The sequence below is a fragment of the Pseudomonas endophytica genome, assembly GCF_001411475.1.
Lineage (GTDB): Bacteria > Pseudomonadota > Gammaproteobacteria > Pseudomonadales > Pseudomonadaceae > Aquipseudomonas > Aquipseudomonas endophytica.
This window is the reverse complement of the sequence record NZ_LLWH01000124.1, coordinates 1-16,251: the sequence shown is the minus strand read 5'-3', so window position 1 is coordinate 16,251 and position 16,251 is coordinate 1. Positions and strand designations below refer to the sequence as shown.

At 54.8% G+C, this 16,251-nt stretch carries 16 protein-coding genes; 13 read left to right on the top strand and 3 right to left on the bottom strand.

The window, feature by feature from the left end:
• Window positions 1–62: 62 nt before the first annotated feature.
• The 5 genes from AQS70_RS09565 to ispD all read left to right on the top strand — a co-directional run bounded on the left by AQS70_RS09565 (window position 63) and on the right by ispD (window position 5,142).
• A complete protein-coding gene (locus AQS70_RS09565; RefSeq protein WP_055102566.1) occupies window positions 63–1,694 on the top strand; it encodes a CTP synthase in 1,632 nt (543 codons plus the stop codon).
• Between the two features lie 5 nt (window positions 1,695–1,699).
• A complete protein-coding gene (gene kdsA / locus AQS70_RS09560) occupies window positions 1,700–2,545 on the top strand; it encodes a 3-deoxy-8-phosphooctulonate synthase (RefSeq protein WP_055102565.1) in 846 nt (281 codons plus the stop codon).
• A gap of 153 nt (window positions 2,546–2,698) precedes the next feature.
• A complete protein-coding gene (gene eno, locus AQS70_RS09555) occupies window positions 2,699–3,988 on the top strand; it encodes a phosphopyruvate hydratase (protein ID WP_055102564.1) in 1,290 nt (429 codons plus the stop codon).
• Window positions 3,989–4,156: 168 nt separating this feature from the next.
• Entirely contained in the window at window positions 4,157–4,435 is a 279-nt protein-coding gene (gene ftsB / locus AQS70_RS09550; protein ID WP_003440483.1) for a cell division protein FtsB, read from the top strand.
• Entirely contained in the window at window positions 4,432–5,142 is a 711-nt protein-coding gene (gene ispD, locus AQS70_RS09545) for a 2-C-methyl-D-erythritol 4-phosphate cytidylyltransferase (RefSeq protein ID WP_055102563.1), read from the top strand. The genes ftsB and ispD overlap by 4 nt, the downstream gene beginning before the upstream one ends.
• A gap of 141 nt (window positions 5,143–5,283) precedes the next feature.
• Here the strand turns inward: ispD and AQS70_RS09540 are convergent, their stop codons facing one another.
• Entirely contained in the window at window positions 5,284–6,180 is an 897-nt protein-coding gene (locus tag AQS70_RS09540; RefSeq protein ID WP_055102562.1) for a LysR family transcriptional regulator, read from the bottom strand.
• 108 nt (window positions 6,181–6,288) lie between these two features.
• Between AQS70_RS09540 and AQS70_RS09535 the strand changes: the two genes are divergently transcribed.
• The 8 genes from AQS70_RS09535 (at window position 6,289) to rpoS (ending at window position 13,470) form a co-directional block, all read left to right on the top strand.
• Complete coding sequence (locus tag AQS70_RS09535) at window positions 6,289–7,401, top strand: S-(hydroxymethyl)glutathione dehydrogenase/class III alcohol dehydrogenase (RefSeq protein WP_055102561.1); 1,113 nt, start codon at window positions 6,289–6,291, stop codon at window positions 7,399–7,401.
• Window positions 7,402–7,491: 90 nt separating this feature from the next.
• The gene (fghA, locus tag AQS70_RS09530) at window positions 7,492–8,337 is read left to right on the top strand and encodes an S-formylglutathione hydrolase (protein WP_055102560.1); all 846 of its coding nucleotides are present in this window, start codon (window positions 7,492–7,494) and stop codon (window positions 8,335–8,337) included.
• A gap of 41 nt (window positions 8,338–8,378) precedes the next feature.
• Window positions 8,379–8,852 carry a 2-C-methyl-D-erythritol 2,4-cyclodiphosphate synthase gene (gene ispF / locus AQS70_RS09525; RefSeq protein ID WP_055102559.1) on the top strand — a complete coding sequence of 158 codons (474 nt, stop codon included), beginning with the start codon at window positions 8,379–8,381 and terminating at the stop codon, window positions 8,850–8,852.
• Window positions 8,849–9,907 (top strand): tRNA pseudouridine(13) synthase TruD, encoded by a 1,059-nt coding sequence (truD, locus tag AQS70_RS09520; RefSeq protein WP_055102558.1) that lies wholly within the window; start codon window positions 8,849–8,851, stop codon window positions 9,905–9,907. The genes ispF and truD overlap by 4 nt, the downstream gene beginning before the upstream one ends.
• Entirely contained in the window at window positions 9,895–10,644 is a 750-nt protein-coding gene (surE, locus tag AQS70_RS09515; RefSeq protein ID WP_055102557.1) for a 5'/3'-nucleotidase SurE, read from the top strand. Before truD ends, surE begins: the two co-directional genes overlap by 13 nt.
• A gap of 41 nt (window positions 10,645–10,685) precedes the next feature.
• Entirely contained in the window at window positions 10,686–11,321 is a 636-nt protein-coding gene (locus AQS70_RS09510; RefSeq protein WP_187331803.1) for a protein-L-isoaspartate(D-aspartate) O-methyltransferase, read from the top strand.
• A gap of 208 nt (window positions 11,322–11,529) precedes the next feature.
• A complete protein-coding gene (locus tag AQS70_RS09505) occupies window positions 11,530–12,357 on the top strand; it encodes a peptidoglycan DD-metalloendopeptidase family protein (RefSeq protein ID WP_055102555.1) in 828 nt (275 codons plus the stop codon).
• Between the two features lie 108 nt (window positions 12,358–12,465).
• Window positions 12,466–13,470 carry an RNA polymerase sigma factor RpoS gene (rpoS, locus tag AQS70_RS09500; RefSeq protein ID WP_055102554.1) on the top strand — a complete coding sequence of 335 codons (1,005 nt, stop codon included), beginning with the start codon at window positions 12,466–12,468 and terminating at the stop codon, window positions 13,468–13,470.
• Between the two features lie 608 nt (window positions 13,471–14,078).
• On the opposite strand, the gene AQS70_RS09495 is transcribed toward rpoS, so the two are convergent.
• Together AQS70_RS09495 and AQS70_RS09490 are read right to left on the bottom strand one after the other, a co-directional pair.
• Entirely contained in the window at window positions 14,079–15,128 is a 1,050-nt protein-coding gene (locus AQS70_RS09495; RefSeq protein ID WP_055102553.1) for an alkene reductase, read from the bottom strand.
• Between the two features lie 20 nt (window positions 15,129–15,148).
• Window positions 15,149–16,251, bottom strand: a 1,103-nt coding sequence (locus AQS70_RS09490) for an MFS transporter (RefSeq protein WP_055102552.1), incomplete at its 5' end; no start/stop codon positions are given.

Sequence of the window (16,251 nt, the reverse complement as noted above, 5' to 3'; positions counted from 1 at the left end):
CGGCCTTCCTTCGCTTTCCCCGGCGGCTCTGACCGCTTTAACGCAGACTTCTAGGGTTTTTCATGACGCGCTACATCTTCGTCACGGGCGGTGTTGTTTCTTCATTGGGGAAAGGCATTGCCTCGGCTTCATTGGCAGCCATCCTGGAGGCGCGGGGACTTAAGGTCACCATGCTGAAGCTGGACCCCTACATCAACGTTGATCCGGGCACCATGAGCCCGTTCCAGCACGGTGAAGTGTTCGTCACGCACGACGGCGCCGAGACTGACCTGGATTTGGGCCACTACGAGCGGTTCATCCGCACGACCATGACCCAGAACAACAACTTCACCACGGGCCGCGTTTACGAACACGTCCTGCGCAAGGAGCGCCGTGGTGATTACCTGGGGGCGACCATCCAGGTGATTCCGCACATCACTGACGAAATCAAACGTCGGATCATCAAGGGCGCCGGCGATGCCGACGTAGCGATGGTCGAGATTGGCGGCACTGTGGGTGACATTGAGTCCCAACCGTTCCTCGAGGCTATTCGCCAGTTGCGCATTGAAGTGGGCGCCAAGCGCGCCATGCTGATGCACCTGACGCTGGTTCCGTATATCGCCACTGCTGGCGAAACCAAAACCAAGCCAACCCAGCACTCGGTTAAAGAGTTGCGCTCCATTGGCCTGCAACCAGACGTTCTGATCTGCCGCTCCGATCACCACGTTGATGTGTCTTCGCGTCGCAAGATCGCGCTGTTCACCAACGTTGAAGAACGTGCCGTTATTTCGCTGGAAGATGCCGATACCATCTATAAGATCCCGGGCATGCTGCACGCTCAAGGTTTGGATGATTTCGTCGTTGAGCGTTTTGGCTTGCAATGCAACGGCGCCGACTTGTCCGAATGGGACAAAGTGGTCGACGCTAAGCTCAACCCAGAGCGCGAAGTCACCATCGCGATGGTTGGCAAGTACATGGAACTGCTGGACGCGTACAAGTCGCTGATCGAAGCGATGAGCCACGCCGGTATCTCCAACCGTACCAAAGTTAACCTGCGTTATATCGACTCCGAAGATATCGAAAACAAAGGCACTGAATTGCTTGAGGGCGTTGATGCCATTCTGGTTCCGGGCGGCTTCGGTCTGCGCGGCGTAGAAGGCAAGATCACCGCTGTTCAGTATGCTCGCGAGAACAAGGTGCCTTACCTGGGTATTTGCTTGGGGATGCAAGTGGCGGTCATCGAGTTCGCACGTAATGTGCTGGGCTGGAAAGATGCTAACTCGACTGAGTTCGATCGTAGCAGCGGCCACCCGGTTGTGGGCCTGATCACTGAGTGGGAAGACGCTACCGGTGCAGTTGAAACCCGTACCGAAACCTCTGATTTGGGCGGCACCATGCGTCTGGGCGCACAAGACTGCCAGCTTCAGGCCGGCTCTCTGGTGCACGATTGCTATGCCAAGGACGTGATTGTTGAGCGTCACCGCCATCGTTATGAAGTGAACAACAACCTGCTGCCGCAACTGATCGAAGCTGGGCTCAAAGTGACGGGTCGTTCCGGTGACGGTGCGTTGGTAGAAGTGGTTGAAGCACCGAATCATCCTTGGTTCGTCGCGTGCCAGTTCCATCCAGAATTCACCTCGACGCCACGTGACGGTCACCCTCTGTTCAGCGGTTTCGTTAAAGCTGCACTGGCTCAACACGAGAAGAAGGCTTAAACAGCATGGCGCAAAAAATTATCCGCGTAGGCAATATCGAAATTGCCAACGATAAGCCAATGGTCTTGTTCGGTGGCATGAACGTGCTAGAAAGCCGTGATATGGCCATGCAGGTGTGCGAAGAGTACGTGCGGGTTACCGAAAAGCTCGGTATTCCTTACGTCTTCAAGGCCAGTTTCGACAAGGCCAACCGTTCATCTGTTACCTCCTATCGTGGCCCCGGCCTCGAAGAGGGCATGCGGATTTTTCAGGATATCAAGCAAGCATTTGGTGTGCCGGTGATTACTGACGTCCACGAGCCTGCGCAAGCAGCCGTGGTCGCTGAGGTCTGCGACATCATCCAACTGCCGGCTTTCCTGTCGCGTCAGACTGACCTGGTCGTGGCGATGGCCAAGACCGGTGCCGTGATCAACATCAAAAAAGCCCAATTCCTCGCGCCTCAAGAAATGAAACACATCCTGAGCAAGTGCGAAGAAGCGGGCAATGATCAGTTGATCCTCTGTGAGCGTGGCTCCAGCTTTGGCTACAACAACCTTGTGGTCGACATGCTGGGCTTCGGCATCATGAAGCAATTTGAGTACCCGGTATTTTTCGACGTGACCCACGCGCTGCAAATGCCTGGTGGTCGCGCCGATTCCGCGGGTGGCCGACGTGCCCAAGTCACTGACCTCGCCAAGGCAGGTATTAGCCAGGGTCTAGCGGGGCTGTTCTTGGAAGCGCATCCGGATCCAGACAACGCCAAATGCGACGGCCCTTGCGCCCTGCGTTTGGACAAGCTTGAGCCATTCTTGGCTCAGTTAAAGTCGCTGGATGAGTTGGTTAAAAGTTTTCCGACAATAGAAACCGCTTAACCCGCAGTTCTCCGGTAAAATACCGCACACTTTTTCGGGCCCTTGGGGCCCGCGTTTTATCGTCCGCAAGGCTGCCCGCTTAAGATCCTTGCAGACGATGACACTATTTCCCTCAGCTGCGTCGTTTTCGTCAACTTTGGAGTGTTCACAACAATGGCAAAAATCGTCGACATCAAAGGTCGTGAAGTTCTCGACTCCCGTGGCAACCCCACTGTGGAAGCCGACGTGCTTCTCGACAACGGCATCATCGGCAGTGCATGTGCGCCTTCCGGTGCTTCCACCGGCTCGCGTGAAGCGTTGGAGCTGCGTGATGGCGACAAGAGCCGTTACCTGGGCAAAGGCGTTCTGAAAGCTGTTGCCAACATCAACGGCCCGATTCGTGACCTGCTGCTGGGTAAAGACCCAGTGAATCAAAAAGAGCTGGACCACGCGATGATCGCGCTGGACGGCACTGAAAACAAAGGTTCCTTGGGTGCTAACGCGATCTTGGCTGTATCGTTGGCCGCTGCTAAGGCTGCGGCTCAGGATCAAGACCTGCCGCTGTACGCGCACATCGCCAACCTCAACGGTACGCCGGGTGTTTACTCGATGCCGGTTCCGATGATGAACATCATCAACGGTGGCGAACACGCGGATAATAACGTTGATATCCAAGAGTTCATGGTTCAGCCAGTTGGCGCCAAGACCTTCTCTGACGCGCTGCGTATGGGCACCGAAATTTTCCATCACCTCAAAGCTGTGCTCAAGGCTCGTGGCCTGAACACTGCAGTGGGTGACGAAGGTGGTTTCGCACCGAACCTTGCGTCCAACGAAGATGCCTTGAAAGTGATCTCTGAAGCGATCGCCAACGCCGGTTACACCTTGGGTACAGACGTGACCCTGGCACTGGACTGCGCGGCCAGCGAGTTCTACGAAGACGGCAAATACAATCTGTCCGGCGAAGGTCAGGTGTTCAGCTCCGAAGGTTTCGCCGAGTACCTCAAAGGTCTGACTCAGCGTTACCCGATCATCTCCATTGAAGATGGTCTGGACGAGTCTGACTGGGATGGCTGGAAAATCCTGACCGACAAAATCGGTGAGAAAGTTCAGCTGGTCGGTGACGATTTGTTCGTTACCAACACCAAGATCCTGAAAGAAGGCATTGATAAGAACATTGCCAACTCGATCCTGATCAAGTTCAACCAGATCGGTACCCTGACCGAAACGCTTGAAGCCATTCAGATGGCCAAAGCAGCTGGTTACACTGCTGTTATTTCGCACCGCTCCGGCGAAACCGAAGACTCCACCATTGCCGACTTGGCGGTGGGCACTTCGGCTGGTCAGATCAAAACCGGTTCCCTGTGCCGTTCAGACCGCGTTTCCAAGTACAACCAATTGCTGCGTATTGAAGAGCAACTGGGTACTAAAGCCACGTACAACGGTCGTGGCGAGTTCCGCGGCTAAGCAGTTGGTGGTAAAAAGACAACAGGTTGTGTCAGAAAGCTCGCTATCGTGGGGCTTTTGACACTAATCTGATGCTCATCAAGTACAAGCCTGGTTATCCAGGCTTTGTACTGTTGGTTGTTTAAGTTTGTCGGCATGGCTGTCTTTTTACTGGATACCTGATATTCGATGCGCAGTCCCAATTGGTTGTTCCTCATTTTGCTCTTGCTTCTGGCTGGCCTGCAGTATCGCCTGTGGGTGGGGAATGGGAGTTTGGCGCAAGTGACTGATCTAACTCAGCAAATAGCTGACCAGCATGCTGAAAATGAAGTGCTGTTGGAGCGTAACCGTGTGCTGGACGCGGAAGTGCTTGAATTGAAAAAAGGCATGGAGACCGTTGAAGAACGTGCTCGCCATGAGTTGGGTATGGTTAAAGAGGGTGAAACTCTCTACCAGTTGGCTCAATGAGTAACTCATCACCGGCCTTCTGGGCCGTGATTCCTGCCGCGGGCGTGGGTGCCCGTATGGCCGCGGACCGTCCCAAGCAATATTTGCAACTGGGCGGGCGCAGTATTCTTGAACACAGCCTTGGCTGTTTCCTCGATCATCCTGGCCTTAAAGGTCTGGTGGTCAGTCTTGCGTTTGATGATCCATTCTGGCCGTCCTTGCAATGTGCTGCTGACCCGCGAATTGCCAGGGTCGATGGTGGTCGCGAGCGTGCAGACTCAGTGTTGAACGCTTTGTTGTACCTGCATGCGCAAGGGGCTGGCGATGATGATTGGGTGTTGGTGCACGATGCGGCCAGGCCCAACCTGTCACGTGAGGACCTCGACAAACTGCTCGCTGAGTTGGCGGATGATCCGGTCGGTGGTTTGCTGGCTGTTCCTGCGCGCGACACTCTCAAACGCGTAGACAAAAACGGGCGAGCGGTAGAAACCGTAGACCGCAGCTTGATCTGGCAGGCTTACACGCCGCAGATGTTTCGTTTGGGTGCACTTCATCGCGCCTTGGCTGACAGCTTGGTGGCCGATGCGAACATTACCGATGAGTCGTCGGCGATAGAGTGGGCAGGGCAGGCGCCACGCCTGATCGAAGGCCGTTCAGACAACATCAAAGTCACCCGCCCTGAAGACCTCGAGTGGCTGCGGCTGCGTTGGACGACATCGCGTCGATAGCTGCGCAGGCTGCGATCTTTTGTTTATGAAGACCAATAGATCGCAGCCTTCGGCAGCTCCTACGGGGGAGGCTGTGCATGTTTGGTGGCGTTATGGGGCTTGTGCAATGCGTAGGAGCTGCCGCAGGCTGCGATCTTTTGATTAGCTCAAATATTCCTCGCGTTTGGCTAACCCTTCCTTCAAATAATCCACCAGTTTTCTGACCTTTGGCGATAAGTGGCGTTGCTGCGGGTACAGGCCCCAAACGGCGGTGTTGGGCGGTTGATGAGCTTCGAGCAAAGACACCAACGTCCCGCTCTTTAGGTGTTCCAACACGTAATAATCCGGTAACTGACACAGGCCAACCCCCAATAGCGCTGCGTCCAACACCGCTTGCCCACTGTTGCAACGCCAATTGCCTTGAATCCGCTGCGAAAACTCTCGCTCATCCTGTTTCAATTGCCAGATGTCACTGCTGCCAATTAAGCAGTTATGACGGCTTAATTCCGACACGCTGTGCGGTCGACCGTAGCGCTCTAAATAAGACGGCGACGCACATACGTACATGCGTCTGGGCGCTAAGCGGGCTGCAACCAAGCTGGAGTCTTGTAATCGGCCCAGCCGGATTGCAAGGTCGAGACTCTCGTGGACCAAGTCCAAAGAGCGGTTGGTCAGTTCTATGTCGACTCTTAATTGTGGGTACAACCCCATAAAACGCGTCACCAACGGCACAATAAACCGCTCTCCGTAGGCCACTGCGCAGGTCATGCGCAGCATCCCTTTAGGCTCGCTAGCTAAATCACCTACAGCGCGCAGCGCTTCTTCGCGACCATCTTGTAGGCGCTGACAATGCTGTAAAAAGGTTTGCCCTGCTTCGGTGAGTGCGACACGTCGGGTACTGCGGTAGAACAGGCGGGTCTGCAAGCGTTCTTCAAGGCGCGCCACCTGACGGCTGATATGCGAGGACGACACTGCGAGACGCTCAGCGGCCGCCGTGAATTGGCCGCACTCGGCCACCGCTACAAATTCGTCTATACCTTCCCAGCGATTTTCGTTCACGGTTGATTATCCCTACAGAGCAATAATGTTTTGCTTTTGACCGGATTATTAATCACACAGTGCTGATTTACACTTGGCATCTTGTTTTTATTTAGCTGGAGACGATGGATGATTAAGTCACGTGCTGCCGTAGCGTTCGAGGCCAAAAAGCCACTGGAAATCGTAGAAGTGGATGTCGCCATGCCCAAGGCAGGCGAAGTGCTTGTGCGCGTTGTAGCCTCGGGTGTATGCCACACCGATGCTTACACTTTATCGGGCGCTGATCCTGAGGGTATTTTCCCGTCGATCCTTGGCCACGAGGGGGGTGCCATTGTCGAAGCCATTGGCGAAGGCGTTACCTCAGTTGCGGTCGGTGACCATGTGATCCCGTTGTACACCCCAGAATGCCGTCAATGTAAATTCTGCCTGTCTGGTAAGACCAACCTGTGCCAAGCCATTCGTTCGACTCAGGGCAAAGGCTTGATGCCAGACGGCACTACGCGCTTCTCTTACAAGGGCCAGCCAATTTTCCATTACATGGGTACGTCGACATTTTCCGAGTACACCGTGCTCCCGGAAATATCTGTCGCCAAAATTCAAAAAGACGCACCGCTGGAAAAAGTCTGCCTGCTGGGCTGCGGCGTAACCACCGGGATTGGCGCGGTGCTCAACACGGCCAAGGTTAAACCCGGCGACACCGTGGCGATCTTCGGTTTGGGGGGAATTGGTCTGTCAGCGGTGATTGGCGCGGTGAAAGCCAAAGCTGCGCGGATTATTGCGATCGACATCAACCCGGCTAAATTCGAAATTGCCAAGCAATTGGGCGCCACTGACTGCGTTAACCCTAAAGATTTCGATCGCCCTATTCAGGAAGTCATCGTGGACATGACCGATGGCGGTGTCGATTTCTCCTTTGAATGCATCGGTAATGTGCAACTGATGCGTGCGGCTCTGGAGTGCTGCCACAAAGGTTGGGGCGAGTCTGTGATTATTGGTGTGGCCGGCGCTGGTCAGGAAATTGCGACCCGTCCATTCCAATTGGTTACTGGTCGTGTTTGGCGCGGTTCGGCATTCGGTGGCGTACGCGGTCGTACTGAGCTGCCAAGCTATGTCGACATGGCGCAAACCGGCGAGATTCCGCTGGATACCTTCATCACCCACACCATGGGCTTGGAAGATATCAATAAGGCATTCGACCTGATGCACGAAGGCAAAAGCATTCGTACTGTTATTAAATTCTGACCAATAGCGGTAAGCGATAAGCCTCAAGCTGCAAGCGGGATTCATCCGCTTGCACTTGTGGCTTGGAACTTGCGGCTTGGAGCTGCCCGTATGCCCTTAACCAATCTTACCTGCCAGAAAAGTTTCGGCGGCTGGCACAAACGTTACAAGCATCGCTCGCACGTGCTGGGTTGCGACATGGTGTTTGCCGTGTACTTGCCACCGCAGGCGGAGCAGGGCGCTAAATTACCTGTGCTGTACTGGTTGTCGGGGCTGACCTGCACCGACGAGAACTTTATGCACAAAGCTGGCGCCATGAAGATGGCCGCCGAGTTGGGCCTGATTATTGTGTGCCCTGACACCAGCCCTCGTGGTGAAGGTGTGCCGGATGACCCTAATGGTGCATGGGATTTCGGTCTGGGTGCGGGGTTCTATGTGAATGCAACCCAGCAGCCGTGGGCGCAGCATTACCGCATGCACGATTATGTAGTGCAGGAATTGCCTGCGCTGGTTGAGGCTCATTTCCCTGCATCGCAAAAACGCAGCATCAGCGGCCACTCAATGGGCGGCCACGGTGCATTGGTGTGTGCATTGCGTAACCCAGGTCGCTATCAATCGGTGTCAGCGTTTGCACCTATCAGCAATCCAATGGACTGCCCTTGGGGGCAAAAGGCATTCACCCATTACTTGGGCGACGAACGTGCGCGTTGGCGTGAGTGGGATGCCTGCGTGCTGATCAGTGAGGCCACTGAGCAGTTGCCGTTGCTGGTGGATCAAGGTGATCGGGACGACTTTTTAGCCGTCCAGCTTAAGCCTGAGGCGCTGCAACAGGCGGCCAAATTGGCGAATTACCCGCTGACTTTGCGTCTACAGCCGGGCTACGACCATAGCTATTTCTTTATCGCCAGCTTTATTGACGATCACTTGCGTCATCATGCGCGTGCACTAAGCGCCTAAGTAGGTAGAATCACGCCCTGACTTAATCGGGGCGTTTTTTTATGCGTATTGGCCACGGCTATGATGTGCACTGTTTTGCTGAAGGCGACTTTATAACCTTGGGCGGCGTGCGTATTGCTCATAAATTCGGGCTGTTGGCCCACTCTGATGGCGACGTGCTGTTGCACGCGCTCAGTGATGCATTGCTGGGCGCGGCGGCGATGGGCGACATCGGCAAGCATTTTCCAGACACCGACCCGCAATTCAAGGGCGCTGACAGCCGTGCCTTGTTGCGCCACGTTGTGGGTTTGATCCATGCCAAAGGTTGGAAAGTCGGCAACGTCGACAATACTATCGTTGCTCAGGCGCCGAAGATGGCCCCGCACATCGAAACGATGCGTGCGTTGATTGCCGCAGATCTTGAGGTTGATTTGGATCAAGTAAACGTAAAAGCCACCACCACTGAAAAGCTGGGTTTTGTTGGCCGTGAAGAAGGTATCGCGGTGCACTCCATCGCGTTGTTGGTTCGCGCATGAACGAGTTTGATCTGCTGGGTCCGACTGCTTACGGCGAGCGGTTGGGCACGGCTGTGCTCAAGGCGACCGCTGAAGACTTTCAGGTCGACGAAGTGCTCGACATCCCCTTATCTGGCGACGGCGAGCACCTGTGGTTGTGGGTTGAGAAGCGCGGTCTGAACACTGAAGAAGCCGCGCGGCGTATTGCCAAGGCCGCGGGTGTGCCTTTGCGTACGGTGAGTTATGCAGGCTTGAAAGATCGTCAGGCGCTGACCCGACAATGGTTCAGCGTGCAACTGCCGGGCAAGGCAGACCCCGACCTGTCGGGTGCCGAAAATGACACGCTGAAGATCCTCAAGACTTCACGTCACAAGCGTAAATTGCAACGCGGGGCTCATGCTGCAAATGGTTTTACGCTGCGCCTTACGCAACTGAACGCCGACAAAGAGGCATTGCAGCTCCGTTTGGAACAGATCGTTAAACAGGGGGTTCCGAATTATTTCGGCATTCAGCGTTTTGGCTGGGAAGGTGGCAACCTGGGTGAGGCGCGAGAGTATGCTGCGCGTAAAGCCCTGCCTGAGCAGCGCAACGTCCGTTCGCGGTTGCTCTCCACTGCGCGCAGTTATCTGTTTAACCAAGTGTTGGCAGCCCGAGTCGCTGATGGCACTTGGCAGCGCGCTCAAGTGGGCGATCTACTGGCCTTCACTGACAGCCGTAGTTTTTTCCCGGCGGGCGAAGCTGAATGCAATGACCCACGACTGGCTATCCTTGACCTGCATCCGACCGGCCCGCAGTGGGGCGAGGGTGACTCTCCGACCACCGGCGCCACACACGCGCTGGAGCAATCCATCGCCGAGCGTGAGGCGGCGTTGCGCGATTGGCTGGTTCGGGCTGGGATGAGCCACGAGCGCCGCATTCTTCGGCTGCCCATTGGCCGATTGACGTGGCATTATCCGCAGCCAGATATTTTGCAACTGGAATTTGTACTGCCGGCCGGAACCTTCGCCACTGTTCTAGTGCGTGAACTTGTTGATCTGGTGTCTTTGGGGCAAACGGACAGCCTATGCGTATTCTGATTTCAAATGATGACGGGGTAAACGCTCCGGGGATTGTCGCGCTTTACGAGGCTATGGCTGACTATTGCGAGTGTGTAGTGATCGCCCCTGATCAAGATAAAAGTGGCGCCAGCAGCTCGTTGACGCTGGATCGCCCCTTGCATCCACACACTTTGAGCAATGGTTTTATCAGTATCAATGGCACGCCGACTGACTGTGTTCATCTGGGGCTCAATGGCCTGTTAGAACAGCAGCCGGACATGGTGGTGTCAGGGATTAATCTGGGAGCCAATCTGGGTGATGACGTGCTGTATTCGGGCACCGTTGCGGCAGCGCTAGAGGGCCGCTTTCTTCAGCACCCCTCATTCGCTTTTTCGCTGGTGTCGCGCCAGGTCGATAATTTGCCGACCGCAGCGTATTTTGCGCGCAAGCTGGTAGAGGCTCATGGTCAGCTTGAACTACCACCGCGTACCGTGCTTAACGTCAATATCCCTAATTTGCCGCTGGATAAAATCCGCGGGATCCAACTAACCCGTTTGGGGCATCGTGCGCGTGCGGCGGCGCCAGTTCGCATGGTCGACCCGCGGGGCAAGGCCGGTTACTGGATTGCGGCAGCGGGCAATGCTGAAGACGGCGGCGAGGGCACCGACTTTCATGCCGTGATGCAGGGGTACGTGTCGATCACGCCGCTGCACTTGGATCGCACCTTGGGTGATGCTTTTAAAAGCCTTAATGGCTGGCTGGAGGGCTTGGGCTGATGGCGCGTGAGCAGGACGGCCTGATGCATCGTGGCATTGGCATGACCTCGGAGCGTACACGTGAGCGCCTGATACAGCGCTTGCGTGAGGAGGGCATCGTTAACCAGAAAGTGCTGGAGGTCATTCGGCGCACCCCCCGTCACCTGTTCGTTGACGAAGCCTTGGCCCACCGTGCTTACGAAGACACGGCGCTGCCCATTGGTAACAACCAGACTATTTCTCAGCCTTACATGGTTGCGCGCATGAGCGAGCTGCTGCTTGAGGACGGCCCACTGGACAAGGTCATGGAGATCGGCACCGGATCGGGTTATCAGACGGCGATACTGTCGCAACTGGTTGAGCGGATCTTCTCGGTTGAGCGTATTAAGGTGTTGCAGGACAAGGCCAAAGAGCGCTTGCTCGAACTCAACCTGCGCAACGTAGTCTTTCGCTGGGGAGATGGCTGGGAAGGGTGGCCAGCACTTGCACCTTATAACGGCATTATCGTGACCGCAGTAGCGACGGATGTGCCGCAAGCGTTGTTGGATCAATTGGCGCCGGGCGGGCGTTTGGTGATTCCAGTGGGGGCCGGGGACGTCCAGCAACTGATGCTGATTGTACGGGAAGAGCATGGTTATGCTCGGCGTGTGATTGGCAATGTTCGTTTTGTACCGCTGCTTAATGGGCCTCTGGCCTGATTCTTTAACGCGAACCGGCTGAATTATAGAGCCGGGTGCGGGTCATACAGCGCAATGGGCTGATCAGCCTAACGTCTGTTTAGATTTTAAACAGCACGTGTGCGATAGCGCTTTGCAGTCTGCAAAGCCGTACAGCCGGTTATACTTGCGGCCAATGAGCGCCGTGACTGGCGTTCTAATTTTTTGCCATCTTCAAAGGGAGCGGCGGGTGAGTCTCACAGTCATTACGCAGCGTATGGGGGCCAAAAGCTATCAAAGAATAGTGGTCGGGCTGGTGTTAAGTGCCTCCCTGGCTATGTTGGCGGCGTGTTCCAGCGCGTCAAGGAATGGTGCAAGTGTCGTTGATCGTAATGGGGTCGCCCAGCGTCCGGCAGTGACCACGGGTCAGTACGTCGTTAAACGTGGCGATACATTATTTTCGATCGCCTTTCGCTACGGTTGGGATTGGAAAGCGCTGGCTGCAAAAAACAATATCAACGCGCCGTATACGATCGTGCCTGGGCAATCAATCCGCTTCGATGGGCGCGCAGGGACAGTTCCGGCAGGGGGCACAACGACGACAGTGGTGTCGTCTTCATCCGGCAGTAAAACCACCGTGACTAAGCGCCCAGTAGCCAGTGCGTCTAGACCAGTGACCACAGCTCCCTTGCCAGCAGGCCCAGCGCCTAAAGGCTGGGGATGGCCAGCAGACGGGATTTTGATCGGTAAATTCTCTTCAAACGGTAGTTTGAATAAAGGTATTGATATTGCCGGAGATTTGGGACAGCCTGTTTTAGCTGCGTCAGATGGGACAGTGGTTTACGCTGGCAGTGGATTGAGGGGCTACGGCGAATTAGTCATCATCAAACACAGCGACACCTACGTTAGTGCCTACGGTCATAACCGCAGGCTTTTGGTTCGGGAGGGGCAGCAGGTCAAGGTCGGACAGAAAATTGCCGAAATGGGGTCAACTGGTACAGACCGGGTGAAACTTCACTTTGAAATTCGCCGTCAAGGTAAGCCTGTAGATCCACTGCAATTCCTTCCACGCCGTTGATCAGTTACCAGCCTGTTCCTGATGTAGACGAAAGGAACAGGCTCCAGCGTTGCCAGGGATAAAGGCGATGCTTGAGCTTGAGGTCGAACTCACCAAAGGACTAGAACAATGGCTCTCAACAAAGAAGCGCCGGGGTTTGACATCGACGATGAGGTGCTCCTTATGGACGCCAGCATCGATAGTGACTTGATGTCAGAAGAAAACGACTCAACCCCTACAGCTCGCACCAAGTCAAAAAAAGCACACGCTTCAAAACAGCACAAATACATTGATTACACCCGGGCGCTTGATGCGACTCAGTTGTACCTCAACGAAATTGGCTTCTCTCCGTTACTCTCCCCAGCTGAAGAAGTCCATTTTGCGCGATTGTCGCAAAGTGGGGATCCTGCTGGCCGCAAACGTATGATTGAAAGTAACTTGCGACTGGTGGTGAAAATCGCACGACGCTACGTCAATCGCGGTCTATCGCTACTGGACCTGATTGAAGAGGGCAACCTCGGCTTGATTCGGGCAGTCGAGAAGTTTGACCCGGAACGTGGATTCCGTTTCTCGACCTACGCCACTTGGTGGATTCGCCAGACGATTGAACGGGCAATCATGAATCAAACCCGGACCATCCGCCTGCCGATCCACGTTGTTAAAGAACTCAATGTCTACCTGCGAGCCGCGCGAGAACTGACGCAAAAGCTCGATCACGAACCCTCCCCTGAAGAAATCGCCAACCTGCTCGAAAAACCCGTCTCTGAAGTCAAGCGTATGCTTGGGCTCAACGAGCGTGTGTCTTCAGTAGACGTTTCTTTAGGCCCGGACTCTGACAAAACCCTGCTTGATACCCTGACCGATGATCGCCCTACAGATCCTTGTGAGCTGCTTCAGGATGATGATTTGTCGCAAAGTATTGATGAGTGGTTGTCCGAGCTCACGGACAAACAGCGTGAGGTCGTGATCCGCCGTTTCGGACTGCGCGGGCATGAGAGCAGCACCCTTGAGGATGTCGGGCTGGAAATTGGCCTGACCCGTGAGCGTGTACGACAAATTCAGGTTGAGGGTCTTAAGCGCTTGCGCGAGATACTTGAACGTAATGGTTTGTCGAGCGAGTCACTGTTCCAGTAAGAACAGTTCATAACAAAAACCCCGAAATTTCGGGGTTTTTTTATGGGACTTTATTTTCTGCGTCGCTTCAATTTCAGCCTGTTCTTTAAAACCTGTGGTTAGAAATGGAATGTCACGTACGAAGTTGAATTTTATCTGCGATAGGTTGTAAGCCTTTACTTACTTTTTCTGTAAGCCAAGAGCGAAAGTCGCAGTATCTGATGACTTTTTCTTACCTTTTTTATTTTTTAAGTCGTTGAAAATAAAGAACTATTTGTTTTTATTGGCCTTTTTTTCGTAATAAAAATCTATAACTGATGCGCTTGCAGCAATTTTAGAAGCCTCTAGTATCTTAACTGTGTCGACGGATAGACACGGCGTTCAAGGAGGAACGTTAAGGACATTGCAGGATGCAATTCATCAGGATGATGAGAAGGAACAAAAGGGATTAGGGAAAAAATGTGGGCGGGTCAAACCGCCCCTTTTTTGCCCTAAACATCGCTTGGATGTGCGACTTAAACGTTTAAGCCTTTTTCGATATTTAAAAAAACGCCCGAGGCAGTGATGCCTTGGGCGTTTTTTTAGCTAGTTGAGAAGCGGTCTACAAATAATCCGTTCTCTAAGCCAACTTACAGTGTTGGGTAGTCAATATAGCCAACAGGTCCTTTTGCGTAGAAGGTTTCTGGATGTGCTTCATTGAGCGGTGCATCAGCTTTCAAGCGAGCAGGTAGATCAGGGTTGGCGATAAAAGGCACACCAAACGCGACAGCATCAGCTTTGCCAGCTTGGATCCAAGCGTTGGCGCTTTCTTTGGTGAAGCTTTCGTTGACGATGTAGGGGCCGCCAAAGGCTGCTTTGAGCTGTGGGCCCAAGCTGTCAGACGCTTCGTGCTCACGCGAGCAGATAAATGCGATGCCGCGTTTGCCCAATTCTTTAGCCACATAGCCGAAGGTCTCAGCGAGGTTCTCGTCGCCCATGTCGTGCAAGTCTGCGCGTGGCGACAGGTGCACGCCGACGCGGCCAGCACCCCAGACGTCGATCGCCGCATCAGTGGCTTCAAGCAAGAGTCGAGCGCGGTTCTCTAGGGAGCCGCCATATTGGTCGGTACGCTGGTTGGTGCTGCTTTGCAGGAACTGATCGAGCAAATACCCATTGGCACCGTGTATTTCAACGCCGTCAAAACCTGCCGCTTTGGCGTTTTCTGCACCCGTGCGGTAGGCCTCGACAATGTCTGCGATCTCTGCCGTTTCCAGCGCACGAGGTACCTCAAAGCCGACTTTTGGACGGACTAAGCTGACATGGCCTTTGGCCGCAATGGCGCTTGGCGCGACCGGCAATTCGCCGTTCAGGTACAGCGAGTGGGAGATTCGCCCAACGTGCCACAACTGCAAGAAAATTCGCCCACCGGCGTTATGCACCGCTTGGGTGATGTTTTTCCAACCACGTACCTGATCGTTGGACCAAATGCCGGGGGTGTCTGGGTAGCCAACGCCTATTGGCGTGACTGACGTGGCCTCGCTAAGGATCAAGCCTGCCGAAGCGCGCTGAACGTAGTATTCAGCCATTAGCGCGTTTGGAACGCGGCCTTCATCGGCGCGGCAACGGGTAAGCGGCGCCATGACGATGCGGTTAGGAAGCTCGAGATCGCCTAGTTTGATCGGATCAAAAATCGTAGTCATATATATAGCCTTCTCAGAGATCAATGTGTGGCAGTAACCAGCTCGGGGTTACCGTTCTGGCGAAAAGTAATCAGGGTGACCAGCAGCGCCAGCACCGCCAATGCGGCAGCGGCAAGCGGCACGCTAGTGAGGCCGAAGCCATGAGCAATCACGCTGCCGCCCACCCAAGCGCCCAATGCGTTGCCGAGGTTAAAAGCGCCAATGTTCAGCGTTGAAACCAGGTTTGGGGCTGCTTTACCGAAGGTCACCACGTTGACTTGCAGGGCGGGAACAGCGGCAAACGAAGCGGTGGCCCACAAGAACAGCGTGATCTCGGTTGGAATTAAAGCCACGCTGGTCCAGGTCAGCACCGTCGACACCACGGCCATGGCGATAAAGACGCCGATCAAGGTCGCAGCCAAACGTTTGTCGGCGAGCTTGCCGCCAATGATGTTACCGACCGTCAGGCCCAGTCCGATTAAGAGTAAGGTCCAGGTCACGCCAGTGGGCGACACGCCCGTCACGTCACCGAGTAATGGGGCGACATACGTGAATAGAGTGAACATGGAGGCAGAAAACAGCGCTGTCATGCTCAGGGAAAGCCATATCCCAGCGCCTTTAAGGGCTGCCAGTTCGGCACGCATGTCGAGTTTTTCTTCGTCTTTTTTAGCGGGCAGAAAGCGGATCAAACCAATCAACGCCACCACACCAATCACCGTCACGGCAAAAAATGTAGAGCGCCATCCCGCGGCTTGGCCCAAGGCTGTGCCCAACGGCACGCCCAGTACGTTTGCCAGCGTCAGACCGGTAAACATCAAGGCCACGGCTGATGCACGCTTATTGGCGGGCACCAAGCCTGCTGCGACCACAGAGCCAATACCGAAAAATGCACCGTGGCACAGGGCCGTAATGACCCGGGCGAGCATCAAGACGTTGTAATCACTGGCCAGTGCGCAGAGCAGGTTGCCGATAATAAAAATGCCCATCAAAGCCACCAAAGCGGCCTTACGCGGCAATTTGGCGGTGGCCAATGCCATAAACGGCGCGCCAATGGCCACGCCCAGCGCGTAGCCGGTCACCAGCCAGCCAGCGCCCGGAATGGAGACGCTCAAGTCGGCTGCGACATCGGGCAACAAACCCATGA

What these genes read in the sequence shown, in the direction of transcription:
- AQS70_RS09565 (WP_055102566.1), top strand. Translation starts at nt 63, where the DNA reads ATGACGCGCTACATCTTCGTCACGGGCGGTGTTGTTTCTTCATTGGGG.
- kdsA (WP_055102565.1), top strand. Translation starts at nt 1,700, where the DNA reads ATGGCGCAAAAAATTATCCGCGTAGGCAATATCGAAATTGCCAACGAT.
- eno (WP_055102564.1), top strand. Translation starts at nt 2,699, where the DNA reads ATGGCAAAAATCGTCGACATCAAAGGTCGTGAAGTTCTCGACTCCCGT.
- ftsB (WP_003440483.1), top strand. Translation starts at nt 4,157, where the DNA reads ATGCGCAGTCCCAATTGGTTGTTCCTCATTTTGCTCTTGCTTCTGGCT.
- ispD (WP_055102563.1), top strand. Translation starts at nt 4,432, where the DNA reads ATGAGTAACTCATCACCGGCCTTCTGGGCCGTGATTCCTGCCGCGGGC.
- AQS70_RS09535 (WP_055102561.1), top strand. Translation starts at nt 6,289, where the DNA reads ATGATTAAGTCACGTGCTGCCGTAGCGTTCGAGGCCAAAAAGCCACTG.
- fghA (WP_055102560.1), top strand. Translation starts at nt 7,492, where the DNA reads ATGCCCTTAACCAATCTTACCTGCCAGAAAAGTTTCGGCGGCTGGCAC.
- ispF (WP_055102559.1), top strand. Translation starts at nt 8,379, where the DNA reads ATGCGTATTGGCCACGGCTATGATGTGCACTGTTTTGCTGAAGGCGAC.
- truD (WP_055102558.1), top strand. Translation starts at nt 8,849, where the DNA reads ATGAACGAGTTTGATCTGCTGGGTCCGACTGCTTACGGCGAGCGGTTG.
- surE (WP_055102557.1), top strand. Translation starts at nt 9,895, where the DNA reads ATGCGTATTCTGATTTCAAATGATGACGGGGTAAACGCTCCGGGGATT.
- AQS70_RS09510 (WP_187331803.1), top strand. Translation starts at nt 10,686, where the DNA reads ATGACCTCGGAGCGTACACGTGAGCGCCTGATACAGCGCTTGCGTGAG.
- rpoS (WP_055102554.1), top strand. Translation starts at nt 12,466, where the DNA reads ATGGCTCTCAACAAAGAAGCGCCGGGGTTTGACATCGACGATGAGGTG.
- AQS70_RS09495 (WP_055102553.1), bottom strand. Translation starts at nt 15,128, where the DNA reads ATGACTACGATTTTTGATCCGATCAAACTAGGCGATCTCGAGCTTCCT.